Origin of the sequence: Mycobacterium sp. E3298 (assembly GCF_001666895.1) — a bacterium.
In the GTDB taxonomy this organism is placed as follows: Bacteria; Actinomycetota; Actinomycetes; order Mycobacteriales; family Mycobacteriaceae; genus Mycobacterium.
The window spans coordinates 1-22,478 of record NZ_LZJB01000522.1 but is presented as its reverse complement, the minus strand read 5'-3'; the positions used below and the strand labels follow the sequence as shown (position 1 = coordinate 22,478).

The following is a 22,478-nucleotide window of genomic DNA, read 5'->3' as shown; positions in this document are numbered from 1 at the left end:
GGCGACGCAGACGCGCTGGCGTGTGCGATCGACGACGACACGGTCGCCGTGCTGCTGGAACCGATTCAGGGCGAGGCGGGCATCGTCGTTCCGCCCGACGACTACCTGCCCGCCGTTCGCGCCGTGTGCAGCGAGCGCAACGTGTTGATGATCGCCGACGAGATCCAGTCCGGCCTGGCGCGTACAGGCCACACATTCGCCTGCGACCACTGGGGCGTGGTGCCGGACGTCTACCTGCTCGGTAAGGCGCTGGGCGGCGGCGTGGTCCCCCTGTCGGCGGTGGTCGCCGACCGCGAGATCCTGGGCGTGCTGCATCCCGGTGAACACGGCTCCACCTTCGGCGGTAACCCGTTTGCCGCCGCCATCGGCACCACCGTGGTGTCCATCCTGCGGCGCGGAGAATTCCAGGCCCGTTCGGCGGTTTTGGGGGCACACCTGCACGCGCGTCTGCGCGCACTGCTGGGTCACGGCGTGCTGGAGGTGCGCGGGCTGGGGTTGTGGGCCGGGGTCGACGTCGACCCGCGGCTCGGGACGGGCAAGCAGATCAGCCTTCGACTGGCCGACCGGGGCGTGTTGGTGAAGGACACGCACGGCTCGACGTTGCGGTTCGCGCCACCTTTGGTGATCGGCGAGCAGGAGATCGACTGGGCGATCGAGCAGTTCGCTTCTGTGCTGCGGGAGGCTGGCCCATAATCAGCTGATCGAGCAAGGAGGGGTAATTGCAACCCACGTCGATCAGTCTGAAGGAGCAGATGCTGCGGCGCCGACCGGTTGTCGGCACGCCCGTCGCGTACGGGGCCGCGGACCACCTCAAGCGGAGCATCGGCACTTTCCAGCTGACCATGTTCGGGGTCGGCTCGACGGTCGGGACGGGCATCTTCTTCGTCATGTCCCAGGCCGTGCCCGAAGCCGGCCCCGCAGTGATCCTCTCCTTCCTCATCGCCGGGGTCGCGGCCGGACTCGCGGCGATCTGCTACGCCGAATTGGCTTCGGCCGTGCCGGTTTCCGGGTCGTCGTACTCGTACGCGTACACCACCCTGGGCGAGGTGGTGGCGATGGGGGTGGCGGCCTGTCTGCTGCTCGAATACGGAGTCTCGACCGCCGCCGTCGCGGTCAACTGGAGCGGCTACCTCAACAAGCTGCTCGGCAACGTCTTCGGCTTCCAGTTGCCGCACGCGCTGTCGGCCGCGCCGTGGGATGCCAGGCCGGGCTACGTGAACGTGCCCGCGATCATCTTGATCGCGATGTGCGCGTTGCTGCTCATCCGAGGCGCCAGCGAATCGGCCAGGGTCAACACGATCATGGTGCTCGTCAAGCTGGGCGTGCTGATCATCTTCGTGATCGTGGCGTTCACGGCGTTCGACGCGCACCATTTCCACGACTTCGCGCCCTTCGGCGTTGCGGGAATCGGCTCGGCCGCCGGCACCATCTTTTTCTCCTATATCGGGCTTGACGCCGTGTCCACCGCGGGTGACGAGGTGAAGGACCCGCAAAAGACCATGCCGCGCGCGCTGATTGCGGCTCTGGTGACCGTGACGAGCGTGTACGTGTTGGTCGCGGTGGCCGCGCTGGGGACCCAGCGCTGGCAGGACTTCGCCGGGCAGCAGGAGGCCGGGCTGGCCACCATCCTCGACAACGTCACGGGCGGCAGCTGGGCCGGCACCATCCTGGCTGCGGGCGCGGTGATTTCGATCTTCTCCGTCACCCTGGTCACCATGTACGGGCAGACGCGGATCCTGTTCGCGATGGGCCGCGACGGCCTGCTGCCCACCCGATTCGCGCGGGTGAACACGCGCACGATGACGCCGGTGGGCAACACGGTGATCGTCGGCGTCGCGGCCTCCGCCCTGGCCGCCTTCATACCGCTGGACAAGCTCGCGGACATGGTGTCCATCGGGACGCTCACCGCGTTCGTCGTCGTCTCCGCCGGAGTGATCATCTTGCGCGTGCGCGAGCCCGACCTGCCGCGCGGCTTCAAGGTGCCCGGTTATCCTGTCACGCCCGTCCTTTCGGTGTTGGCGTGCGGATACATCCTCGCGAGCCTGCATTGGTACACCTGGATTGCCTTCGGTGGCTGGATCGCGCTCGCGTTAGTCTTCTACTTCGTGTGGGGCCGCCATCACAGCGCGCTCAACGCCGAAACGCTCGAGCGGGACGCGCTGTGACCGTCGTCGTGGGCTACCGGGCCGGCAAGGTCGGGCTCTCCGGGCTGCATCTGGGCGTGCGCATCGCGCGGACCCGCGGCACCTCGCTCACCGTGGCGACCATCGTGCCCAAGCCGTGGCTGACACCCTCGCGCGCCCGCGTCGACGCCGAGTACGAACTATGGGCCGACACCATGGCCGCGGAGTCGGCGAAGGAGGCCGCCCGGTTCATGGAAACGGTGGGCGACGGGATAGACGTCACGTACCTGCACCGCGCGCACGGATCGGTATCCGGGGGACTCCTCGAAATAGTCCACGAGGTGGACGCCGACGTGCTCGTGCTGGGGTCGTTGCCCAGCGGCGGGCGTGGGCAAGTGCTGATCGGCTCGACCGCCGACTGGCTGCTGCACGCCTCGCCCGTGCCGGTGGCGATCAGCCCGCGCAATTACCGCTCGCACCAAGGCACGTTGACCCGGCTCAGCTGTGCCTATTCGGCCACCCCCGACTCGGTCGACGTGGTGAAGCGCTGCTATGACTTCGGACAGCGATTCGGCGTGCCGGTGCGAGTGATCACCTTCGCCGTTCGCGGCAAGACGATGTATCCCCCGGAGGTCGGGCTCGAGGTCGAGGATCAGGTGCTGGCGGCCTGGGCCGCCCAGGTGCGCGACATCCTCGAGGAACTCAAGACCGACCAGATCGTGAGCGAAGACGTTGCGCTGCAGGTGGTTACCGGACGCAGCTGGAAAGAGGCACTGGCGAAGGCGGATTGGCAGGAGGGCGAGATACTCGCGCTGGGCACCCGGCCGCGCGGTGACATCCGGCGGGTCTTCCTCGGTTCGCGCAGCGCCAAGATCATCCGGGAGAGCCCAGTGCCGGTGCTGGTGCTGCCCGGCTAGCGCTGCGCCGCGGCGTTGGCGGCCGCTTGGGCCTTGCCCAGGGTGGTCGCGACATCGCCCCGGCCCAGGAACATTTCATCGAAGTACGGCCGCAGGGCGTCGTTGCCGGCCGCGAAGCCCGCACCGCCGGGTGCCGCGATGCGCGGCCCGTTGAGCACGGCGAAGAAGGGCGTGACGTCGACGCCCCGGGCGGCCCAGTAGTCGAAGTAAACCGGTTGGGCCAACAGGACCGCCGGGATGGCCGCGCCCTCGCGCCCGAGGAACTCGTTGCCCTCCTTGCTGCCCATCCAGGTCAGGACCTGACGCACCGCTTCGGGATGTTTCGTCGCGGCATTGCCCGCCGCCGCAATGCCATTGGTGACGCTCACCCGGCCCACCGGGCCGGCCGGCATCATCGTCACGCCCCAGCGGAAGCGGGCATCGCGGGCCACCGGCGCCAGGTTGTAGGTGCCGGATTGGAAGAGCGCCATCCTGCCGGCTAGGAACTGGTTGCGGGAGAAGTCCCCGTTGTCGTTGGTGTCCGAGGCGGGCGGCGCGACGTGGTCGTCGTTGATCAGGCCAACCAGGTAACGGAAGGCCTGCACCGCACCCGGATTGTCGAACGCGAACTGGTCGCCGCGCTGGAAAACGCCGCCGGCCGAACCGATGTAGTTGAGGTAGATGCCCTGCGGGTCGTTGGCGGCGTTGTAGCCCCACTGCCGAACCCGTCGGGCGTCGAAACCGGCTGTGTTTCCGGCGTGTCCGTCCGCGTCCACCGTGAGCCGGGCCAGCATGGGCCGCAACGTGTCACCGCCGTCAGCGCTCCACCGCAAACCGCTCAGCTGGGCCGGTTCGACACCGGCCGCGGCGAGCAGGTCCGCGTTGTAGTACAGCGCGATCCCCGCATCGGTCAGCTGCGGCACACCCCACAGCACGCCGCCGCGGGTGAATTGGTCGACGACCGCCGAATCCCACGCCGAGGCGGACCCTGGCTTGAGGGCGGCGCCGATGTTCATCAGCCGGCCGCTGTCGGCGTAGGCGGCCAGGTAAGCGTTGGAGAGCCAGAAGATGTCGTCGGCGCTACCGCCGGCGACATCGGTGCGCAGCGTGTCGAAGTACGTCGAATACGACACCACGCTGGTGTGCACCACGATGTCGGGATGCGCGCGGTTGAACGCCGCGAAGGACTGCCGGTAGGCCGCGGCGATCTGGTCGGCCCAGACCCGCATCGTCACGACGACCTTGCCGCCCGGGGGCTGACCGGAGTAGTCGAGCAACACCGCGGTCGCGCCCAACAGAACAGCCACCAGCGCAAGCGCCCCGGCCATCAGCGTCGACACGCGAGGCCGGCTCATGATGTGCGCCCAGATTGCCGTGGTGGTCGTAAGGCGCCGAAAATCACAGCCCTGACCGCAATCTCGATGCGCGGCCTGGTCATTTGAGCCCCGAGACGACGATCGAAGCGACGATGTGACGCTGGAAGACCACGAACAGCGCGATCAACGGGACGATGGCGACGGTCGTCGCCGCCATCACCAACGTCCACTGGGCGTTGAACCGCGACTGCAAGTCGGCCGTCGCCACCGTGAGCACCCGCCACTTGTGGCCGCTGGTGATCACCAGCGGCCACATGAAGTTATTCCACTGCGAAACCACCGTGATCAACGTCAGAGCAGCCAGGACCGGCCGGCTGGACGGGATGACCACGTGCACGATGACGTCCAACGTGTTGGCGCCGTCCAGGTGGGCGGCGTTGACCAAGTCGTTCGGGATGATGCGAAAGTGCTCGCGTAGCAGGAAGATCGCGTACGGCGAGCCGAACATGAAGGGCAGCACCAACGCCCAGAACGTGTTCCGCAGGCCGAGCTGGGCCATCATCAGATACAGCGGCACCACCGTCACCGTCCCCGGCACCATCAACGTCGCGATGTACACCCAGAACAGCGCGTCGCGCCCGGGAAAGTCCAACCGCGCGAACGCGTATCCCGCCAGCACCGAAAAGGTCATCTGGCCCAGCAGGATCACGGCGGTCATCAACGCGGTCACGGCGGCCGCCCGGCCGAATCCGGCTCCACCCAGGTCGGCGTAGTTGGCGAGGGTGAACGGCCGCGGCAGCTGCAGGGGCGTGCCCGTGGCGAACTGGTGCGCCGAAGTGAACGAGGTGAGCAGGCCAAGAGCGAACGGCGCCAAGGTGATCAGCGCGCCGAGGATGAGCCCGGCGTAGATGACGAGCCGACTAGGTGAGGTCATAGCTGATCCGCCGCCGGAAATACAGGTGTTGCACCATGGTGACGCCGATCAGGATGACGAACAACACCACCGCCATCACCGCCGCGCGCCCGATGGCCGCGGAGCCGAACGCCTCGGCGTAGATGCGGTGGGCCACCAGGTCGGTGCTGCCGCCGGGTCCGCCGCCGGTCAGCGCGTAGACCATGTCGAAAACCTGTGCGGTACTGACGATCCCCGTTACGAGGACGAAGAACGTGGTCGGCCGCAGCATGGGCAGGGTGATGCGCCAGAACCGTTGCCAGGCGGTCGCGCCGTCGGTGCGCGCGGCCGCGTGGATGTCGTCGGGGATGGCCAGCAAGCCCGCCAGGAACGACAGCGAGACGTAACCGACGTTCGTCCATACGACGACGGCCGAGACGAGCGGCAGCGCGAAGCTGGGGTCCGACAGCCACTCGATGCTGTGGCCCAGCAGGGTGCTGACGGCGCCGTCGGTGGGAGCAAGAATCCAGCGCCACAGCACCGCGATCGCCAGCGGGGCGCAGATCCACGGCAACACGTAGAGGGTGCGGAACAGGCCGGTGCCGGGAAGCTGGCGGGCCAACATCGACGCGGCCAGCAGACCCAGCACCGTTTGCGCCGGAACCACGATCGCCACGAAGAGGGCGGTGACGATCAGCGAGTTGGCGAAGGTGCGATCGGTCAGCACCGACCGCCAGTTCGACAGGCCTACATAGTGCAGCGGCCCGAGCAGGTCCCATCGGTACAGGCTCAACCAGATCACCACGAGGATGGGCAGCAGCAAGAAGGCGAGCACACCGAACAGGCTGGGCGCCAGCAGGGCATAGCCCAGCGCGGTGGAGCGAGGCTGTGTCCTCCGGACGCCGCTGGCCATGGAGGTAATTAAAGCGGGCGGCGCCCGGGTTTGGGGTGAACGGCCGTTACGGTGGAACGGTGACACCGAACCGGGGGATCGATGCCGACTTCCTCAACCTGCCCCGCCATGAGCTGGCCGATGCCGCGCTGTCATCGGCCACCGCGGCCGGTGCCAGCTACGCCGACCTGCGGGTTCACCGCATCGTGTCCGAGATCATCCAGCTGCGCGATGGTGAGCTGGAGACGGCGGTCGTCAACCGCGAGCTCGGGTTGGCCGTGCGGGTGATCGTCGACGGCACGTGGGGATTCGCCTCGCACGCGGAGCTGGCGCCGTCGGTCGCGGCCGAGACCGCGCGGCACGCCGTGCAGGTGGCCACCACCCTGGCGACGCTGAACCGTGAGCGCGTCGAGCTGGCGCCTGAACCGGTGTACGCCGACGCCACCTGGGTTTCGAATTACCGGACCGACCCGTTCAGCATCCCGGTGGCCGACAAGATCGACGTGTTGGAGGACTACTCCGGCCGGCTGCTCAGTGCCGATGGTGTCGACCACGTGTCGGCCATCCTCACGGCCGTCAAGGAACAGTCGTTTTACGCCGACACGTTCGGGTCGTCGATCACCCAGCAGCGGGTGCGGGTGCAGCCCTCGCTGGAGGCGGTGACCGTCGACGCGGCGGCCGGCAGCTTCGACTCGATGCGCACGCTGGCGCCGCCGACCGGGCGCGGCTGGGAAGTGCTGGCCGGCGACGAGGTGTGGAACTGGACGGACGAGCTGGCGCAATTGCCGTCGCTGCTCGCCGAGAAGGTCAAGGCGCCCAGCGTGATCGCGGGGCGCACGGACCTGGTGATCGACCCGTCCAACCTATGGCTGACGATCCACGAATCCATCGGGCACGCAACCGAATACGACCGGGCCATCGGCTACGAGGCCGCCTACGCCGGAACGTCGTTCGCCACGCCCGACAAACTCGGCACCATGCGGTACGGCTCACCGGTGATGAACGTGACCGCCGACCGCACCGTCGACCACGGCCTGGCGACCATCGGTTACGACGACGAAGGCGTGGCGGCGCAAAGCTGGGATCTGGTGCGTGACGGCATCTTTGTCGGCTATCAGCTCGATCGGGTGTTCGCTCCGCGGCTCGGACAACCGCGGTCCAACGGCTGCTCGTATGCCGATTCGCCGCATCATGTGCCGATCCAACGGATGGCCAACGTGTCGCTGCAGCCGGCGCGCGAGGACGTCAGCACCGCCGACCTCATCAGCCGTGTGCAGGACGGCATCTACATCATCGGCGACAAGTCGTGGTCAATCGACATGCAGCGCTACAACTTTCAGTTCACCGGCCAGCGGTTCTTCCGCATCCGCGACGGCCGCCTGGACGGCCAGCTGCGCGACGTGGCCTATCAGGCCACCACCACCGATTTCTGGAACTCGATGGAAGCCGTGGGCGGCCCGTCGACGTGGCGGCTCGGCGGCGCATTCAACTGTGGGAAGGCCCAGCCCGGTCAGGTCGCCCCGGTCAGCCACGGCTGTCCGTCGGCGCTGTTCCGCGGCGTCAACGTGCTCAACACCCGGACCGAGGGCGGCCGATGATCCGCGCCGGCGACGATGCAGAACGAAGCGATGCTGAGGAGCGGCGCCGATGATCAGCGCGCAGCATGTCGTCAACCTCGTCCTCGAGGAGGCCGCCAAGCTCGGCGGCGCGAGCGAGACCATGGTGCTCGTCACCGACAAGGTGGAGGCCACGTTGCGATGGGCCGGCAACTCGATGACCACCAACGGGGTTGCTGTCAACCGCAGCATCACGGTGATCTCGATTGTCCGCCAAGGATCCGGCGCGCGCATCGGCACGATGGTGTCGGCCGAGGTCGATCCCCGGGTGATCCCCGAGCTGGTGGCGGCGTCGCAGGAGGCGGCCCGCTCGGCGCCCGAAGCCGGCGATGCCGCGCCGCTGCTGGCCGACACAGGGGTGCCCGCCGATTGGAACGCGCCGGTGCCCGGCACCGGGCCCCTGGTGTTCGCCGATGTCGCCGACTCGTTGAGTCGCGGATTCGAAGGCGCCGACCGGCTGTACGGCTTTGCGCACCACAGCGTTTCGACGACGTTCCTCGCGTCGTCGACGGGGGTGCGCCGACGCTACACCCAGCCCGCCGGGGCGGTGGAGATCAACGGCAAACGCGGCGAGGCAAGCGCCTGGGCGGGTATCGGCACGCCCGACTTCGTCGAAGTGCCAATGGATTCGCTGCTCGAGGAGCTGTCGATGCGCCTCGGTTGGGCCGAGCGCACCGTGGAGCTGCCCGCGGGCCGGTACGAGACGATCATGCCGCCGTCCACGGTCGCCGACATGATGCTTTACCTGGCGTGGTCGATGGCCGGCCGCGGTGCGCGAGAGGGCCGCACCGCCTTTTCGGCGCCCGGCGGCGGGACGCGGGTGGGGGAGCGGCTCACCGAGTTGCCGCTGACGCTGTTCTCCGATCCGATGGCGCCGGGGCTGGCGTGCACACCGTTCGTCGCGGTGAGCAGCTCGTCGGAGACGATGTCGGTGTTCGACAACGGCATGGAGATCGGCCAGGTGGATTGGATCCGCGACGGCGTGGTCAACGCGCTGGCCTACCCACGCGCGACGGCCGCCAAATTCGACGCCGAGGTCGCGGTCGCCGCCGACAACCTGGTGATGACGGGCGGGTCGGCCGAGTTGGCCGACATGATCGCGGCCACCGAACGCGGACTGCTGCTGACCACGCTGTGGTACATCCGCGAGGTCGACCCCACCACGCTCTTGCTCACCGGGCTGACCCGCGACGGTGTCTACCTGATCGAGGACGGCGAGGTGACCGCGGCGGTCAACAACTTCCGCTTCAACGAGAGTCCCCTGGACCTGCTGCGGCGGGCCACCGAGGCCGGGACGAGTGAGAAGACCCTGCCCCGGGAGTGGGCGGACTGGGCCACCCGGGCGGCCATGCCGTCGCTGCGGATCCCGGACTTCCATATGTCGTCGGTGAGCCAGGCCCAGTAGGCGATTGCCGCTCGGCCGGCGGCGTTCTAGCGTGTGACGAATGGCGGCTCCGGTTTCGGTCCAAACAGATCAGTTGGCGCGGTTGGTGGCCCTGTTTCCGGGCTCCCCGCCGGAGGCGCGCATCGCGGCGCTGATTCGGCGGGTCTGTGCCCAGACGTTGTCACTGCCGCCGCTGCCGGCGCCCGTCGAGGCCGGCGCGCCCGAATCGCAGACCGAGGTCGTCGTCGCCGAGTTCGCCGAGCAGTTCAGCGCCGACGTCTCCGCGATCACCGGCGAGCAGCGGTCCCGGCTGGTGAAGCAGTTGGGCGACGGCGCCTTTGGCGTGGTGGTGTCTATGTATATCGCCGACTTCGTCCCGCGAGTGCGGGCGGGGCTGGAGGCTCTCGGCGTCGGCTCGGAGTACTTGGGCTGGGTGAACGGCAGCGTCGCGTGGGATCACACCACGAATCCGGCGAATCTGGTGTTCAACGATTTCTTGCCCGCGGTGGCCCGGATGCGCGCGCTCGACCCGGTCACCTCCGAGATGGTCCGGCTGCGCGGGGCAGCTCAGCACAACTGTCGGTTGTGCAAGTCGCTGCGTGAGGGCACGGCGCTGGACGCCGGCGGTTCGGAGACGCTCTACGACGAGATCGGTCGCTTCGAAGCCTCGCGGTTGCTCGACGACCGCGTCAAAGCAGCGCTGCGCTACACCGATGCGTTAATTTGGACCCCTGCGCACCTCGCCGTCGACGATGCCGCCGAGGTGCGCTCCCGGTTCTCGGATGCCGAGGCCGTCGAGCTCACCTTTGACATCATGCGGAATGCAAGCAATAAGGTCGCCGTCGCTTTGGGCGCCGATGCGCCCCGCGTCGAGCAGGGTACCGAGCGTTATCTGCTCGGGACCGACGGGCAGACCGTATTCAGCTGACTCCCGCCTGGGCTGCCACGGTCGACCGCCGCCCAGCCGCCAGGTGCGTAATCGCAGCTCAAAAAGCTTTTGGCTTGCGCATGCCGCCTCGGCTGGCGTGGATCGGACGACGGACGCAGGCCCGGTGCGAAGTAGCGAATGTTAACCATCCGTACACGGCCGCGCAAACAAAAGTTCTCCACTCGGGCCGCTGCTACTGGCTAAATTTATGTCCCGACACCAAAACTCATATGTGAACTCATATGTGCTGGTGATCTCAGATGGCAGCGCCGCCTGAGTTGACGACTATCGACCGCGTGACTGCAAGCCGTGGCCCGTTATCTCGGTTAGCAGTCACCACACGAAGGCTTGGTTGCGTCGGAGGGCGAGATCGCTCCCACGCAGAGGGAGGTCCGGAATGACAACCACCCGTTCGCGGTCGCGCATGCGAGCGTCATCGGTCTGGGCTGCCGGCGTCACGCTGGGGGCCTCGATGCTTGGCGGGGCTGTGCTGTCGGCACCGCAAGCGTCGGCGTCCTGCAATCTGAGTCCGAAGGACGACCAGTACATCCAGTTGCTCGCTCAGAACAAGATGGTGCACAACGCCGACTTCAGTGACTGCACCGAGGCCGCCGAAGGGCGGTGGTTCGCCGACCAGGTGCGCAACCACCCCAATCCCTTTGGGGAGGCGCAAGAGTTGGTCAACATGATCACGAACACGACCTCGATGAACCAAGCGCAGGCCGAGTGGGAGGTCGAGTCGGCCATCTACGTTTATGCACCCGACATGATCCCCAAGATCAAGGATCAGGCCGCGCACGCGGACTGGCCCAAAGAGTAGCGCCCCGGGCTTCACCAGCTAACTCAATTTAAAATCACCGACACCGCCCGTATCGGTGAGTTACGCACTGCATGTGATTGCCGATCGGCGGTAGTCATCGATCGCACGAGCGTTCTCCGCCGCGCAAAACCTTCAGCTCACCGAGGTTTTGGCTAACTGCTGTTCATTGATTGTTCGACGAACGCGTCGTTTGCCGCGTTTGGCGACGGTGGTACCCGACGTTTAGCGCGAAAGGACAGTTAGCAAATTCTACGAAGAGGGGGTCCGGAGAAGTGAGGATGACACGATCGCGCGAGCAGGTGTTGGCGGCGGGGGCCGCCGGGGTTGCGCTGGGAGCAGCGATGTTCGGTGGTGCTGTGCTAGGAGCGCCGCACGCGTCGGCGTCGTGCAACATGTCCCCGGCCGACGACCAGTACATCAAGCTGCTGGCGCAGAACAAGATGGTGCACAACGCCGACTTCAACGATTGCAGCGAGGCGGCAGAGGGACGTTGGTTCGCGAGCCAGGTACGGGCCAACCCCAACCAGTTCGGCGAGGCCCAGGAGCTGGTCAACATGATCACCAGGACCACGCCGATGAGCCAGAAGCAGGCCGAGTGGGAGGTCGAGTCCGCTATCTACGTCTACGCGCCGGACTTGATCCCGAGGCTCAAGGATCAGGCCGCGCGGCAAGCGCCCGGCCAGCCGGCGCCGATGTGATGCCCCGTCGAGCCCGCCGCCTTTTTCGAGGGCGGCGGGCTTCGAGCATGCCCGGCGGACGACGACCCCGCGTTGGGCTACGGTTTCCTACGGAACATCGCTAGGGGCGGTAGCTCAGTTGGTTAGAGCCGCGGACTCATAATCCGTTGGTCGCGGGTTCGAGCCCCGCCCGCCCTACTTCAGAGGTGTGATCGCGGACAGACCCCTGGCGAATGGGCGCTATCGTCTGCGGGTGACCATATCGACTCCGGTAAGCGCAGCGGTCGTGACATTGCTCGCGATGACGGCTGGGCTAACGGCGCCGGTCGGCGCCGCCGACCCGACACCCCAGCAGTCGCCGTTCCCGACAGGGAAGGCCGGCACCAGCATCCACGTCACGGAATACAGCGCCGCGACCGCCGACGTCACGCTCAACAACGCGACCTGGGTCTCGTCCGGCTGCACCGTTAGCGGAGGCGGCTGTACCGTCATCGAGCTCACCATCGTCGGCAAGTCCGACACACCGTTCAGCTACGGCGAGACCTACGTGACCGCCGCGTCTTCGCCATGGCGGCAAGACCCCTACCGCGACACCGAGGGCGGCTCATCCGGGGTTGACTATCAGAAGATCAACAAGACGCCGCCCCTGCGCTCGGGCAGTGTCGCCAACGGCCAGACCGCCCACGGATACATCGCCTACGACGGCAATGTCAAGCAGGGCGACGTCTACATCGAGTTCAATGACCCCAACGCTCCGGCGGCGCCCACCCCATTAGCGGGTTGGAAAGTGCACACCTAGCGGTTGCGGCCCGGCGGCAGTTGCAGCGGCGTCTCGCCGATGTCGAGGATAGAATTCCGGCGTCGGAGGTCCAGGCGGCCCCGATCGTGAAAGTCGGTGGTGCGGTGATCGAGTCGGGTAGCGACCGCGCGCTGGAGGTCATGCGTTCCGACGAGGAGGCGGCCAGGGGTTATCGGGAGTGGCTGGCTGCAGCGGAGCGGGCCGGTCAAAGAGTGCTGCGGCAGCCGGACGGTACCTATGTGTTGTGGCGGCGCGACGACGTCCTCGCGGCCATACGCGACGGCGAGGTATTCGCCAGCCGCCAGGGCGAGCTGATGCCCGGCAATCCGCCGTTCGGTCCGTACCGGAAGATCATGGTCGAGCAGTTGTTCACGCCCGGCAATTCGCGCGACATGCTCAGGCCCGTGCGGGTGATCGTGGAACGATGCGTCGACGCCGTCGCGGCGCAGCTGGACCGCTGCGACGGGGCGGGTGTCGCCGAGGTTGTCTGGCGCGCGGCATTCGTCACGGTCTGCGGGCTGCCGACCGACCTCGCCCCGGACGCGGTCAACGCGGAGCTGGTGGCCAAGATCCGCCGAGCGCCGCAGGGCGGCCCCGATGTGCTCAGCCTCCTGGCCACCGAACCGCTTTCCGACGATGAAGTGCTGGGGCTGATGGCCTCGGTGGGCCGCGGCCTCATCTTCGCGTCGTTCGCTATCCGGGCCGGACTGGCGGTACTGGCGCGCCAGCCGATGCTGCAGCAGGAACTACGCGAACATCCGGACCGGCAACGCCGGTTCATCGAGGAGCTGCTGCGGTTGGACGGCGGGGCGAAGACCGTTTCCCGCATCACGAGCCGCAGCGTGACAGTCGGCGAAACGACGATCCCGGCCGGGTCTCGCGTCGAGTTGTATGTCGGATTCGTTCACCGCGACGAGGCTGACGAGATGTCCGGCCAGGACATCAAACTCGATGGCCCGCAGAGAAATTGGAGCTTTGGGGGAGGCCCGCACCGGTGCCCGGCGTCGCATCTCGCCCGCGACCTGCTGAGCGTTTTCTTCGAAGTATGGCTCGCCAAGATCCCGTTTTTCGGGTTCGACTGGGACAGCGGCGATGTGCCCAAGGCGTGGTATCCCAAGCCCTACAGCCCGTCGCCGAGTGAGGTTTTCGACGGTTGGTTCCCGGTTCACGTGCCGCTCAGGTGGCGACCGGAACGGTGACTTGGGCCGAGAGCGAGGCCCTGTGCAATGTCACCCTTGAAGCCAAGGGTGTGCGCCAGCGCCACGTACTGATCTGCATACGCCCGATAGCCCTGCGCGTCGTCCTGTGCTCGCGCCAGTAGAGCACGCATCTTCAGCAGGCGCGGTTGGTAGACCACAAACCCAGCTTCGACAGGAACTTCCGCCAAGGCCTCGATGGCGTTGTAAGCCTCGATCAGGTCCTCGTCGTTGCCCCCCCGAAGGAGAGATTCGACGAGAACGCTGGTGGCCGCACCGAGATATATCGCCGGTCCAGTTTGGCGCAGCTCGGTGATTACCCGACGCGAGAGCGCAATCGCGCCGTCGAGGTCCATTGTCCGGGCTTTGTCCGCCGCAAAGTGGAGGTCGATGATCGGTATGGTCCCCAGGATGAATCGCTCAGCCAACGCAGCAGATCGTGCTTCCGCGAGCAGCTTGAGGCCGGCCGGCCGATCAGCGCTGTCGTTGGCCACAAGGGCGATGCCACGTGCCAGTTGCGCTGCATGCACCGCGAAATCTTCACTGCATCGTTGAGCGGTTCGCAGCGCCTCCGCGGTGTCTTTCAGTGCTACTGCGTCGGCCGATAACGCCCCGGTGGGGATACCCAACATGTACTTGAACATGACTATCGAGACGTACGTGGTCGGATCAACGCGGGCGAATGCCATAGCGTCGTCGAAGTCAGTCTCCCAATTCGGTTGTCCCAGAGCGCATCGCGCCGATGCCCGCATCGCCGTAGCGAACGCGAGAGGTGAGCCGGTCAAGAGATTGCCCTTGATGGGATCGCCGTCGGCCAGATCGATCACGCGCTGTGCCAGCTGCAGCGCGTCGGACATTTTGCAGGCCTCGTAATTGGCATAAATCGCGGGATAGAGCAATCCAACGGTCAGCTCCGGGCTGCCGATCGCATCTATCAGTCCGACGTACTCGGATATGAGGGGCAACGACTCTCGATTGCGAGCATGGGTCGCATGCTGCATCAGTAGGCCGGCCATACCCAAGGCCAGCGGCACCTGGGTATCGGAGGTTGCGCACAGGTCGCGCAGCTCCTGGAAGTCGGCAGGGGCGACGTTACCGCCGGCCCTCCAGGCGCTGCCACACAGCAGGGCGCGAGGCGCCACGCGCATCACAGTTCGGTGGGGTTCGTCGGTGGGCATCAGGTCTGCCAACTTTTGCGCCTGTTGCCAACTCATACGCGCGGCATTGATGTCGCGATTCGTGAACCACGTTCCGGCACGCATATGCCAGCCGAAAGCTTCACGGAGGTCCCCCGCAGCCTCGAGGTGGGCCGCGATCAACGCCGCATTCTCATCCAGCGCCATGGCGTTGCGTTGCTCGATAGCCGCGGCCAGGCGTCGATGAAGTTCTGCGCGAGGCAGTTTGAGCTGCGATTGGTAGGCCACCGCCTGGACGAGCGGGTGGCGGAACGCATACTCTGCTCGGGGCGTGAACCTTACCTGGTCGATGAGCTCCGCGTGGACGAGTTCGGCCAGTGCTGCTTGGGAGTGGCCGTCAGTTTCGCCCTGCACGATGGCCAGAAGTTCGGCGCTGAATCGAGATCCGATGACTGTTGCGGCGTTGAGTACTTGCTTTGCCGAGCTGGTCAATCGATCGATGCGCGATCCGATCGTCGCCTGCAGAGTGGGAGGCACGCTGACGTCGCCCACGTCCTGCTGCCGTTGATACGCGCCACGTTCGCCGACGATGACGCGTCGCTCGGCGTATTCGCGCACGATCTCTTGGACGTAGAAGGGATTTCCGGCCGATCGCTCGATGATGCGTTTCGCCAGCTCGCCGACAGACGGATCGGAGCCTATGAGCTCGGCTGTCATTGTTGATGCCGCGCAGTCGTCTAGGGGGTGGAGAGTGAATCCCCGGAAACCCGGTGCGCGCGTCAGGGGACCGTCGTACTCCGGGCGGTAGGTGACGACGCCCATCGACCCTGCCTCGGGGATTACTGTCAAGAAGTCCGCGAGCATGGCCTCGCTGGTCTCGTCAATCCAATGGGCGTCCTCGATGATGTAGAGAGCTGGGGTGCTCCGGGCCAGCGCAGCGGTTTTGAACAGTGCGGCTAGTCGTCGCCGCCGGGCGTCCGCTGAGACGTTGGGAACTGGCGCCTCCGGATCTCGGATGCCGAGCAGATCGTCGACCAGTACGAGATCTTCGGGGTCCGCTCCGGCGAGTTGAGTTCGCAGCGCCGATCGGGCGGTTACGGGGTCGCGTTCGTCTATTCCGAATCGGTCGCGGGCGAGGCGGCCGACTACCGTGAAGGCGATCGCGCTGGCATGTGACTCGCAGAAGGTGGAAAACACCCGCACGCCATTGGTTTGGGCGATTTTCACTAACTCGCGAGAGATCCGGCTTTTGCCGATTCCTGCTGGCCCCGAAATACCGACGATGCAGCCGCGCCCGTCGACAGTCTCACGTATGGCCGCTGTGAGGGCTTCGATTTCGTGATCTCGGCCGACAAGTGTGGATTCAATACGGGCTGCCAGCGGTTTCCTCTGAGCCATCGCTCGCAGGCGCCGTGCAGGGACGGGTTCCGATGCCCCCTTGATGGTCACCATCTGCGGATCGTCGAGCACGGTCACGTGTTCGACAAGGCGCGAGGTGACTTCGCTGAGCATGACGCCGCCCGGGGGAGCGGCCGCCTCCATCCGCTGGGCCATCCCCACCTGCACTCCAATCGCCGTGTAACTCGAAGGGCTGGAACCGATTTGGCCTACGACAACGTCACCGGAGTTCAGTCCGATCCGAAGCGAAAGCGTGACACCATCGCGGTGCTGCACTTCGTTGGCTAAGGTTGCCACTTCCGTCTGTATTTCTAGAGCTGCGATACAGGCGCGGATTGCGTGGTCTTCCAATGCGATCGGGGCGCCAAAGAGCGCCATGATGCCGTCGCCGGTGAACTTGTCGACCGTGCCGCCGTAGCGTTGAATGACTGCTCCGCATCGGTTGAAAAGTTCGCCCATAACGTCGTGCAGTCGTTCGGTATCCACAATGGCGGCCAGGTCCATCGAGCGAACCACATCGGCGAAGAGGACCGTAACCTGTTTGTGCTCGGCCGGTGTGGCAGCGACCTCGATCGGGGACCCGCAGGCATCGCAAAAGCGGGCACCGGCGCGAGGCTCGGTGCCGCACCCCCGGCATGCTGACCCCGTCATCTGATCATTTCCGCACTTCTCGAGGTGGCCGCCGTTCAAGCGTAACGGCCAGAGTGGCACTGGACAGTCGATCGAGACGCCTCATGCCGAACCACCGCAACCCGGTCGTACGTTTGCCGGGGTCGATAAAATGGTCGTTCATGCTCGGCGGGACCGAACAACGGAGCCCTTGACCGATGGTCACCATCCTGGCGTATACGTCGCCGGCCCAGGGGAACCTGTATCCGCTTGCTGCGCTACTGGTCGAACTTCAGCGGCGCGGTCATCGGATCGCGTTGAGGACCCTCGCTGCTGGCGTTCCCACCGGCCTCGAGCTCGGATTCGAGACGTCCGCGATCGATCCAAGGATCGAAGCAGCGGTTATGACCGACTGGATGGCTCCGAACACGCGAACCGCATTGAAGGTGGCCTTCGGAGTCTTCGGCCAGCGCGCGGCCTATGAGATCGAGGACCTGCGCAGTGCCATCGCGACCGCAAATCCCGATCTGCTAGTGGTTGACGCGAACTGCTGGGGAGCCGCTGCGGTGGCAGACGCCGGTCCCGTGCCGTGGGTGTCCTTCTGGCCGTTCACACCATTCCTGCGATCGCGTGGCACGCCGCCTTTTGGCCCGGGTTTGCGGCCGTGGCCCGGCCTGCTCGGTCGGCTGCGGGATGGGGCGCTCCGTCCCCTGGTGACCGCGCCATTCGAGCGCGCGCTGCTTGGGCCGCTGAGAGGGGTACGTGAGGCCGCAGGCGCGGTGCCGGTTCGCAGTGTCGACGAACTGCTCAGGCGCACACCATTGATGCTCGTCGCCACCGGCGAGCCGTTCGAATATGCGCACCCGGATTGGGGCGACTCGATCGAGCTGATCGGGCCGTGTGAGTTCGACCCGCCTGTTGCGCCGCCCCGTTGGCTCGATGACATCGACCGCCCCATCGTGTTGGTCACGACCTCGTCTGATCGCCAGGGTGACATCCGATTGCCGGTTGTCGCGATGGCAGCGCTGGCCGCCGAGCCGGTCCATGTCGTCGCCACCTACCCGGCGGGCGTGCCCGACGGCATCGCGGTGCCGGCCAACGCCACGGTGCGCGAGTTCGTGCCGCATCGAATGGTGCTGAGTCGCGCCGTTGCCGCGATCACCCACGGCGGGATGGGCAGCACGCAGAAGGCCCTCGCGCTTGGCGTCCCCGTATGCGCCGTGCCCTATGGCCGCGACCAGTTCGAGGTCGCTCGGCGGGTCGAGGTGTCCCACAGCGGAACGCGGCTACCTGCCAGGAAGCTCACCCCGGCGAGGTTGAAATCCAAGGTATTGCAGGCGATGTCAATGACCAGCGGCGCGCGGCGCGTCGCCGATGGATTCAAAGCAGCGGGTGGCGCCGTGCGCGGCGCGGACGTCATGGAGCGGCGCTTACTAGGGATTCGGTAATGATCTTGGCCTGCTCTGGCGGCTCACGCACGGTGGGCTTTTGCAAGGTTGGCGACGACTAGAGCCCAATATGGCCGCAGAGAGTGCGGGCCGGCCATGTCTGGCTTTTCGGGGCCAAGATCTTCCGACAGCGCGACCTGCGTGCGAGTCGGCGCTAATCGGTTTGTCAGGCTTTTCACATGAACGAACGGTGTCCCTGCGGCAGTGGCAAAGGCTATCGCGCGTGTTGCGGGCCGCTCCACGATGGCGAGCTACCGGCCCGAACGGCCGAGGAGTTGATGCGATCGCGGTATTCGGCCTTCGCCCGCGGTGACGCCGACTACCTGTTTCGCACGTGGCACCCGCGCACGCGCCCGTCCGACGTGACCATTGACCCGGCCATCACCTGGACCGGCCTGAAAGTGACCGACACGGCCGCGGGCGGCCCGGAAGACGATCGTGGGGAGGTGGAATTCACGGCCCGGTTCGAGTCCGCGGGCCGCGCCGGCAGCCTGCACGAGCGCAGTCGCTTCGAGCGCCGCGCCGGGCGATGGTTCTACCTCGACGCCGTGGCGGAAGAGGCATAGCCGCCGGCGCGCCGGGCAACAGCGCCGCCTCGCGGACTGACCAGGCAATGTTGAGCGAGTGACGGGACTCGAACCCGTGTGGACGGCTTTGCAGGCCGCTGCCTAGCCACTCAGCCACACCCGCACGACCGCCACCATGCCAGCGCAAGCGGCCGTTGCCCAGCCATTTCCTCGCTCCGATTATTTCGACGGATAGCAGTGTCCGCCCCAGCATGAGTGACGATAAGTTACCCATATGCGCGGCGTTCGCCTGATTAGTGCGGTCCTGACCGTCCTCACGGTGGGGTTCTTGCCGGCGGCCCCCGCCGGTGCGCAGCCGCCGTCCAAGCTCACCGATCACATCACCGACAGCGCCGGAGTTCTGACGGATCCCGGTCGGGCGGCGGTGAGCTCGGCGATCGACCGGCTCTACCGCGATCGGCACATTCAGCTGTGGGTGGTCTACGTCGACAATTTCTCCCGGTTCAAACCCGAGAACTGGGCCGACCGAACCCGCAACGCCAGCGGGCTGGGTGGCAACGACGTGCTGCTGTCGGTGGCCACGAACACCAAGCTCTACGCCTTCTCGGTGCCGCCGCAAGTGCCGGGCCTCACGGATGCCGAGCTGGACACACTGCGCAGCAAGCGAATTGACCCTGCGGTGAACGCGAAAGATTGGACCGGCGCCGCGGTCGCCGCGGCCGACGGGTTGGACAAATCGGCGAGCACGTCGAAGCCGATCTGGCAGCTGATCGCGATCAGCCTCATCGTCGTTGTGGTTCTGGTCATTGTGATTCTCGCGTTCTACCGGGTGCGCCACCGCCGCGCCGCCCGTCGCGAGAGTCAGTCCGGCATCGAGGGGCGCGGCGACTCATCGAGGGACGCGCTGTCGACCGCGGACGCCCGGCTGCGTCAGGTCACCGACTACGTCACCCGGCATGGCGCCAGCATCGGCGCCGAGGCGCAGTCTCGATCCCAAGAGGCCAGGCGGTATTTGGCGGCGGCGTACGCCAAGGAAGCAACCAATGCCGCCGAGGCGATCGCCTACGCGAACCGGGCATCAACGCTGGCCGCCCAGGCGCAAACGCTGGCGAACGCCGACGTATTGGCGGCACACCGTCGCCGAGGTGGTGGCACCACAGCTAGACGATGACGGGTGGCATCACGGACAGCCTCAGAAGCACCCGCTCACATGGACTCGCCGTCCGCCCCCGACGCAGACATTCACCGGCGGTGGGGGCGGAAAATCCTGCGGCAGTGGCGCATAGGCGTCCGGCGGTGGCACATTGGCGTTGACGGTGTCGGCAATGTTCGTGCACCCGCTCACTGAAACCCGTCGGCCGACGCTTGCGCACACGTCCGCGTTGGCCACCCCGGACGGCCGCACCACGGCGTACGTCTCAGGGATTGCGGCGAGGGCCAATACCGCTATCCCCCCTGCGGTCCACGACCGTGCCCTGACATTCATCGGCATCTCCTCGTTCTGACCGGCGGCGAATTAGGGGCCGCAACACGATTACGTGCCCGACCCGACTCAGGGAGTCGCGCCGCCCTGCCCGAGTAGCGGGGTCCACTGGCAACGCTGCCTGATATCGGCCAGTGGCTGACGGATGTTCTCAAGATCGGCCTGCTCCTGGGGGTTGGCGTTGAAGTACTGCTGCACCTCGTCGCGGATCTGGTCCTTGGGCCGATCCTGCAGGTCGGTGTAGAAGCCGTTCAAGTCCGGATGTGTGAACAGGTAGGTAGAGAGCGACGCGGCCACGCCAGCCGCGACGCCGGCGACGTCCGCCGCCGTGCAGTTGGCGGGTCGAGGCGCCGGATCAGCCGCGGCGGTCCCCGCGCCAGCGCATACCAGCGTGCCGCTGATCGCGCCTGCTCCGATCAGCCCGACCAGCAACCGGCGCGCTCCGTTCAAAGTGAGTCGAGGTGCAGTTGGCATGGTGTTAACTCTGGACCCGGATCGAGGTCGCTCACTCGGGCCGAAAGTCACTATTAGCGCGGCCAACCGTCACCCAGGGGCCGGAGACGGCGGACTGGCGGCCGGGGGCTGCAGACACCGCTTGGCGTCCGGGGCAATTCAGCTGGATGCGTCGGCGGGCAACAGCGAGCGAGTGATCCGACCGCTCTGGAAACGAATTTGATGTGCGGGACGGCGCAGTGCCTCAACCGCGGTGTCTGGGTGAACGATGACTCCGCCACCGGACGGAATCCCGAGCCCGGTGGCGGCTCCGTTCAGAGATTCGATCGTCCGCGACAGCCGAGCCCATTCGGTTCGCTCGTCGTGTGCGTCGACGACCATGGGAACGAGGTCGAACACGCCGAACAGCTCAGGTGCGGAAGATTGCGGCGTCTCGACGATTCCGTAGCGTCCCAGCTGGACCGCACCGGCCGAAACGCCCACCAGGAGCGCGCCGTGGGTATACCGGTCCAGAATCGCCCCTTTCATGCCGGTCTTCTCGAAGGTGTCCCAGCCCAGGCGCACGTCCCCGCCGGCGAGGATGATCAACTGGGCGCTCGCCAGGAAGTTGCGATCGTCGGGGCCGAAGGACGAATCGATCATGCGGCGAGTGGTGATTCCAATCGCATCCATGGCCGCCTCGAAGATCTCGTAGTACTCCGGACGATCTCCGTTGGAGGCGCCGATGTATGCGGCGCTCAGGGGGTTGGCTCGGGCCAATCCGTCGACGGCCGCCTCGAGGAGCAGCCGGTCCCGCTGTTTCCAAAAGAGCAGCTGACTGTCCGCCAGGAGATAGAGCGGTTGTTGTCGGGGCGCCGTGTCACCCACCGTCGGGCCTGATCGCGGTGACCTCGTCGAACCGCGCGAGGGCCGCGTCGAGGTCCGCCTCGTCGAAGATTTCGCAGCGGTCGATAAGGTCACCGTCGACCGTCTGGACTTCTATGCCCCGCCACTCGGCGTCGAACCCATCCTGTGAAACACCCTGAGCCACATGGGAGCAGACCATGCCGAGGTCAGTCAATCGATGGACGGCTTCGATGCGGAAGGTGAGGTCGGTGGTCAGTTGCCACAGCGAACGCAGGGATGCGTTCAGGCCGCCTTCCTCAAATATCCCCGGGCGTCGGTGATCGACATTCACCCAATCCGGCGTCGTCGGAAACAGCTCGCGCCGGTTCATCGCGGCGTAGGAGCCTGCGATGACCGACCAAGTGTGCGCGTGCGGGGCCGCTTCACCGGCGAGGTAGCGGGCATCTAGTTCTTCGAAGGCGGCGTCGATGTCGTCGGGATCAAAGAAGACGTGGGCCGAAATGCGCAGGTCCGCGTCGAGCTCCGCGACTCCAAGCATTTCGATGACGAACTCTCCATGCTCGAGGTCGGAGTTGAAAGATCGAACGATAATGAGGGCGAGCCGCTCCCCGCGAGTCGCAATGACCGTCAGCGTCACGTGTGCCAAGCCCTGGGCGAGGGCTTGCATGTTCGCGATGACGACGTCCCGACCGTCCCATAAGCCGACATTCACCACTCGGCGGCGGTCGTCGACAACGCTTTCGCCAGAGAGGATTTCGGCCACAGCTGCCCAGTCGCGAGCCGCCGAGTGCGCGAAGAGCCACTCTTCTGCCCGGCTTGCCGCATTCTCTAGGCTCGGTCTTGGCCGGCTCAGCTCGTCAAAGCGCGCGAGGGCGGCGTCAACGTCCACATCATCGAACATCTCGCAGCGATCGACCCTGTCTCCCCGGAAAGTGAAAAAGACGACCTCTCGCCACTCCGCGTCGAAGCCGTCCTGGGAGGTGCCATACCCGGTATGAGTAATGACGGCTCCAGCGTTTGTCAGCCGGTGCACCGTCTC

20 protein-coding genes, 2 tRNA genes and 1 pseudogene are annotated in these 22,478 nt (G+C 66.3%); 14 read left to right on the top strand and 9 right to left on the bottom strand.

Annotated features, from left to right (window positions below; translation table 11 throughout):
• From A9X05_RS23990 to A9X05_RS23980, 3 genes are all read left to right on the top strand, one after another.
• Nucleotides 1-693 (top strand): aspartate aminotransferase family protein (locus A9X05_RS23990; RefSeq protein WP_156736940.1); only part of this gene is annotated, 693 nt, incomplete at its 5' end.
• Nucleotides 694-719: 26 nt separating this feature from the next.
• Nucleotides 720-2,165 carry an amino acid permease gene (locus A9X05_RS23985; RefSeq protein ID WP_156669893.1) on the top strand — a complete coding sequence of 482 codons (1,446 nt, stop codon included), beginning with the start codon at nucleotides 720-722 and terminating at the stop codon, nucleotides 2,163-2,165.
• Nucleotides 2,162-3,040, top strand: coding sequence for a universal stress protein (locus tag A9X05_RS23980; RefSeq protein WP_067748502.1), 879 nt, complete (start codon nucleotides 2,162-2,164; stop codon nucleotides 3,038-3,040). Before A9X05_RS23985 ends, A9X05_RS23980 begins: the two co-directional genes overlap by 4 nt.
• Here A9X05_RS23980 and A9X05_RS23975 read toward each other — a convergent pair.
• From A9X05_RS23975 to A9X05_RS23965, 3 genes are all read right to left on the bottom strand, one after another.
• Complete coding sequence (locus A9X05_RS23975; RefSeq protein WP_067784417.1) at nucleotides 3,037-4,374, bottom strand: extracellular solute-binding protein; 1,338 nt, start codon at nucleotides 4,372-4,374, stop codon at nucleotides 3,037-3,039. The genes A9X05_RS23980 and A9X05_RS23975 overlap by 4 nt on opposite strands.
• A 79-nt stretch (nucleotides 4,375-4,453) precedes the next feature.
• Entirely contained in the window at nucleotides 4,454-5,269 is an 816-nt protein-coding gene (locus A9X05_RS23970; RefSeq protein WP_067784414.1) for a carbohydrate ABC transporter permease, read from the bottom strand.
• Nucleotides 5,256-6,140 carry a carbohydrate ABC transporter permease gene (locus A9X05_RS23965; protein ID WP_067784411.1) on the bottom strand — a complete coding sequence of 295 codons (885 nt, stop codon included), beginning with the start codon at nucleotides 6,138-6,140 and terminating at the stop codon, nucleotides 5,256-5,258. Before A9X05_RS23965 ends, A9X05_RS23970 begins: the two co-directional genes overlap by 14 nt.
• 59 nt (nucleotides 6,141-6,199) lie before the next feature.
• Between A9X05_RS23965 and A9X05_RS23960 the strand changes: the two genes are divergently transcribed.
• The 8 genes from A9X05_RS23960 to A9X05_RS23925 all read left to right on the top strand — a co-directional run bounded on the left by A9X05_RS23960 (nucleotide 6,200) and on the right by A9X05_RS23925 (nucleotide 13,542).
• Nucleotides 6,200-7,717 (top strand): TldD/PmbA family protein, encoded by a 1,518-nt coding sequence (locus A9X05_RS23960; RefSeq protein WP_067748585.1) that lies wholly within the window; start codon nucleotides 6,200-6,202, stop codon nucleotides 7,715-7,717.
• 49 nt (nucleotides 7,718-7,766) lie between these two features.
• Nucleotides 7,767-9,140 (top strand): TldD/PmbA family protein, encoded by a 1,374-nt coding sequence (locus tag A9X05_RS23955; protein ID WP_067784408.1) that lies wholly within the window; start codon nucleotides 7,767-7,769, stop codon nucleotides 9,138-9,140.
• Nucleotides 9,141-9,180: 40 nt separating this feature from the next.
• Nucleotides 9,181-10,047, top strand: coding sequence for a carboxymuconolactone decarboxylase family protein (locus tag A9X05_RS23950; RefSeq protein WP_067784404.1), 867 nt, complete (start codon nucleotides 9,181-9,183; stop codon nucleotides 10,045-10,047).
• A 397-nt stretch (nucleotides 10,048-10,444) separates the two neighbouring features.
• Nucleotides 10,445-10,867 (top strand): hypothetical protein, encoded by a 423-nt coding sequence (locus A9X05_RS23945; RefSeq protein ID WP_231968841.1) that lies wholly within the window; start codon nucleotides 10,445-10,447, stop codon nucleotides 10,865-10,867.
• Between the two features lie 278 nt (nucleotides 10,868-11,145).
• A complete protein-coding gene (locus tag A9X05_RS23940) occupies nucleotides 11,146-11,565 on the top strand; it encodes a hypothetical protein (RefSeq protein WP_067748511.1) in 420 nt (139 codons plus the stop codon).
• 103 nt (nucleotides 11,566-11,668) lie between these two features.
• Nucleotides 11,669-11,742: transfer RNA gene (locus tag A9X05_RS23935), tRNA-Ile, on the top strand.
• Between the two features lie 103 nt (nucleotides 11,743-11,845).
• Nucleotides 11,846-12,343, top strand: coding sequence for a hypothetical protein (locus tag A9X05_RS23930; RefSeq protein ID WP_067748593.1), 498 nt, complete (start codon nucleotides 11,846-11,848; stop codon nucleotides 12,341-12,343).
• Between the two features lie 86 nt (nucleotides 12,344-12,429).
• Nucleotides 12,430-13,542 (top strand): hypothetical protein, encoded by a 1,113-nt coding sequence (locus A9X05_RS23925; protein WP_156736938.1) that lies wholly within the window; start codon nucleotides 12,430-12,432, stop codon nucleotides 13,540-13,542.
• Here A9X05_RS23925 and A9X05_RS23920 read toward each other — a convergent pair.
• The gene (locus tag A9X05_RS23920) at nucleotides 13,509-16,724 is read right to left on the bottom strand and encodes an adenylate/guanylate cyclase domain-containing protein (RefSeq protein ID WP_067784420.1); all 3,216 of its coding nucleotides are present in this window, start codon (nucleotides 16,722-16,724) and stop codon (nucleotides 13,509-13,511) included. The two genes, A9X05_RS23925 and A9X05_RS23920, sit on opposite strands and share 34 nt — an antisense overlap.
• Nucleotides 16,725-16,900: 176 nt before the next feature.
• Between A9X05_RS23920 and A9X05_RS23915 the strand changes: the two genes are divergently transcribed.
• Complete coding sequence (locus tag A9X05_RS23915; protein WP_067748521.1) at nucleotides 16,901-18,130, top strand: glycosyltransferase; 1,230 nt, start codon at nucleotides 16,901-16,903, stop codon at nucleotides 18,128-18,130.
• 179 nt (nucleotides 18,131-18,309) lie between these two features.
• A complete protein-coding gene (locus A9X05_RS23910; RefSeq protein WP_067748524.1) occupies nucleotides 18,310-18,696 on the top strand; it encodes a YchJ family protein in 387 nt (128 codons plus the stop codon).
• A 53-nt stretch (nucleotides 18,697-18,749) separates the two neighbouring features.
• On the opposite strand, the gene A9X05_RS23905 is transcribed toward A9X05_RS23910, so the two are convergent.
• A tRNA-Cys gene (locus A9X05_RS23905) sits at nucleotides 18,750-18,820 on the bottom strand.
• A 111-nt stretch (nucleotides 18,821-18,931) separates the two neighbouring features.
• Here A9X05_RS23905 and A9X05_RS23900 point away from each other — a divergent pair.
• Nucleotides 18,932-19,828 carry a TPM domain-containing protein gene (locus A9X05_RS23900; RefSeq protein ID WP_067784400.1) on the top strand — a complete coding sequence of 299 codons (897 nt, stop codon included), beginning with the start codon at nucleotides 18,932-18,934 and terminating at the stop codon, nucleotides 19,826-19,828.
• 21 nt (nucleotides 19,829-19,849) lie between these two features.
• Here the strand turns inward: A9X05_RS23900 and A9X05_RS32385 are convergent, their stop codons facing one another.
• From A9X05_RS32385 to A9X05_RS31795, 4 genes and pseudogenes are all read right to left on the bottom strand, one after another.
• Nucleotides 19,850-20,143: a hypothetical protein gene (locus tag A9X05_RS32385; protein WP_231968837.1), complete on the bottom strand. Its 294-nt coding sequence runs from the start codon at nucleotides 20,141-20,143 to the stop codon at nucleotides 19,850-19,852.
• A gap of 66 nt (nucleotides 20,144-20,209) precedes the next feature.
• A complete protein-coding gene (locus A9X05_RS23890; protein WP_067748528.1) occupies nucleotides 20,210-20,614 on the bottom strand; it encodes a heme-binding protein in 405 nt (134 codons plus the stop codon).
• Nucleotides 20,615-20,752: 138 nt separating this feature from the next.
• Nucleotides 20,753-21,460 (bottom strand): Type 1 glutamine amidotransferase-like domain-containing protein, encoded by a 708-nt coding sequence (locus A9X05_RS23885; protein ID WP_067748529.1) that lies wholly within the window; start codon nucleotides 21,458-21,460, stop codon nucleotides 20,753-20,755.
• Nucleotides 21,453-22,478 (bottom strand): annotated as a pseudogene (locus A9X05_RS31795) (hypothetical protein); the annotation flags it as partial. The gene A9X05_RS23885 and the pseudogene A9X05_RS31795, both read right to left, overlap by 8 nt.

Excerpts from the sequence above, each read along its gene's own strand:
- A9X05_RS23955 (WP_067784408.1), top strand. The coding sequence starts at position 7,767 with ATGATCAGCGCGCAGCATGTCGTCAACCTCGTCCTCGAGGAGGCCGCC.
- A9X05_RS23965 (WP_067784411.1), bottom strand. The coding sequence starts at position 6,140 with ATGGCCAGCGGCGTCCGGAGGACACAGCCTCGCTCCACCGCGCTGGGC.
- A9X05_RS32385 (WP_231968837.1), bottom strand. The coding sequence starts at position 20,143 with ATGAATGTCAGGGCACGGTCGTGGACCGCAGGGGGGATAGCGGTATTG.
- A9X05_RS23940 (WP_067748511.1), top strand. The coding sequence starts at position 11,146 with ATGACACGATCGCGCGAGCAGGTGTTGGCGGCGGGGGCCGCCGGGGTT.
- A9X05_RS23890 (WP_067748528.1), bottom strand. The coding sequence starts at position 20,614 with ATGCCAACTGCACCTCGACTCACTTTGAACGGAGCGCGCCGGTTGCTG.
- A9X05_RS23945 (WP_231968841.1), top strand. The coding sequence starts at position 10,445 with ATGACAACCACCCGTTCGCGGTCGCGCATGCGAGCGTCATCGGTCTGG.
- A9X05_RS23970 (WP_067784414.1), bottom strand. The coding sequence starts at position 5,269 with ATGACCTCACCTAGTCGGCTCGTCATCTACGCCGGGCTCATCCTCGGC.
- A9X05_RS23950 (WP_067784404.1), top strand. The coding sequence starts at position 9,181 with ATGGCGGCTCCGGTTTCGGTCCAAACAGATCAGTTGGCGCGGTTGGTG.
- A9X05_RS23915 (WP_067748521.1), top strand. The coding sequence starts at position 16,901 with ATGGTCACCATCCTGGCGTATACGTCGCCGGCCCAGGGGAACCTGTAT.
- A9X05_RS23910 (WP_067748524.1), top strand. The coding sequence starts at position 18,310 with ATGAACGAACGGTGTCCCTGCGGCAGTGGCAAAGGCTATCGCGCGTGT.
- A9X05_RS23975 (WP_067784417.1), bottom strand. The coding sequence starts at position 4,374 with ATGAGCCGGCCTCGCGTGTCGACGCTGATGGCCGGGGCGCTTGCGCTG.
- A9X05_RS23920 (WP_067784420.1), bottom strand. The coding sequence starts at position 16,724 with ATGACGGGGTCAGCATGCCGGGGGTGCGGCACCGAGCCTCGCGCCGGT.
- A9X05_RS23900 (WP_067784400.1), top strand. The coding sequence starts at position 18,932 with ATGCGCGGCGTTCGCCTGATTAGTGCGGTCCTGACCGTCCTCACGGTG.
- A9X05_RS23930 (WP_067748593.1), top strand. The coding sequence starts at position 11,846 with ATGACGGCTGGGCTAACGGCGCCGGTCGGCGCCGCCGACCCGACACCC.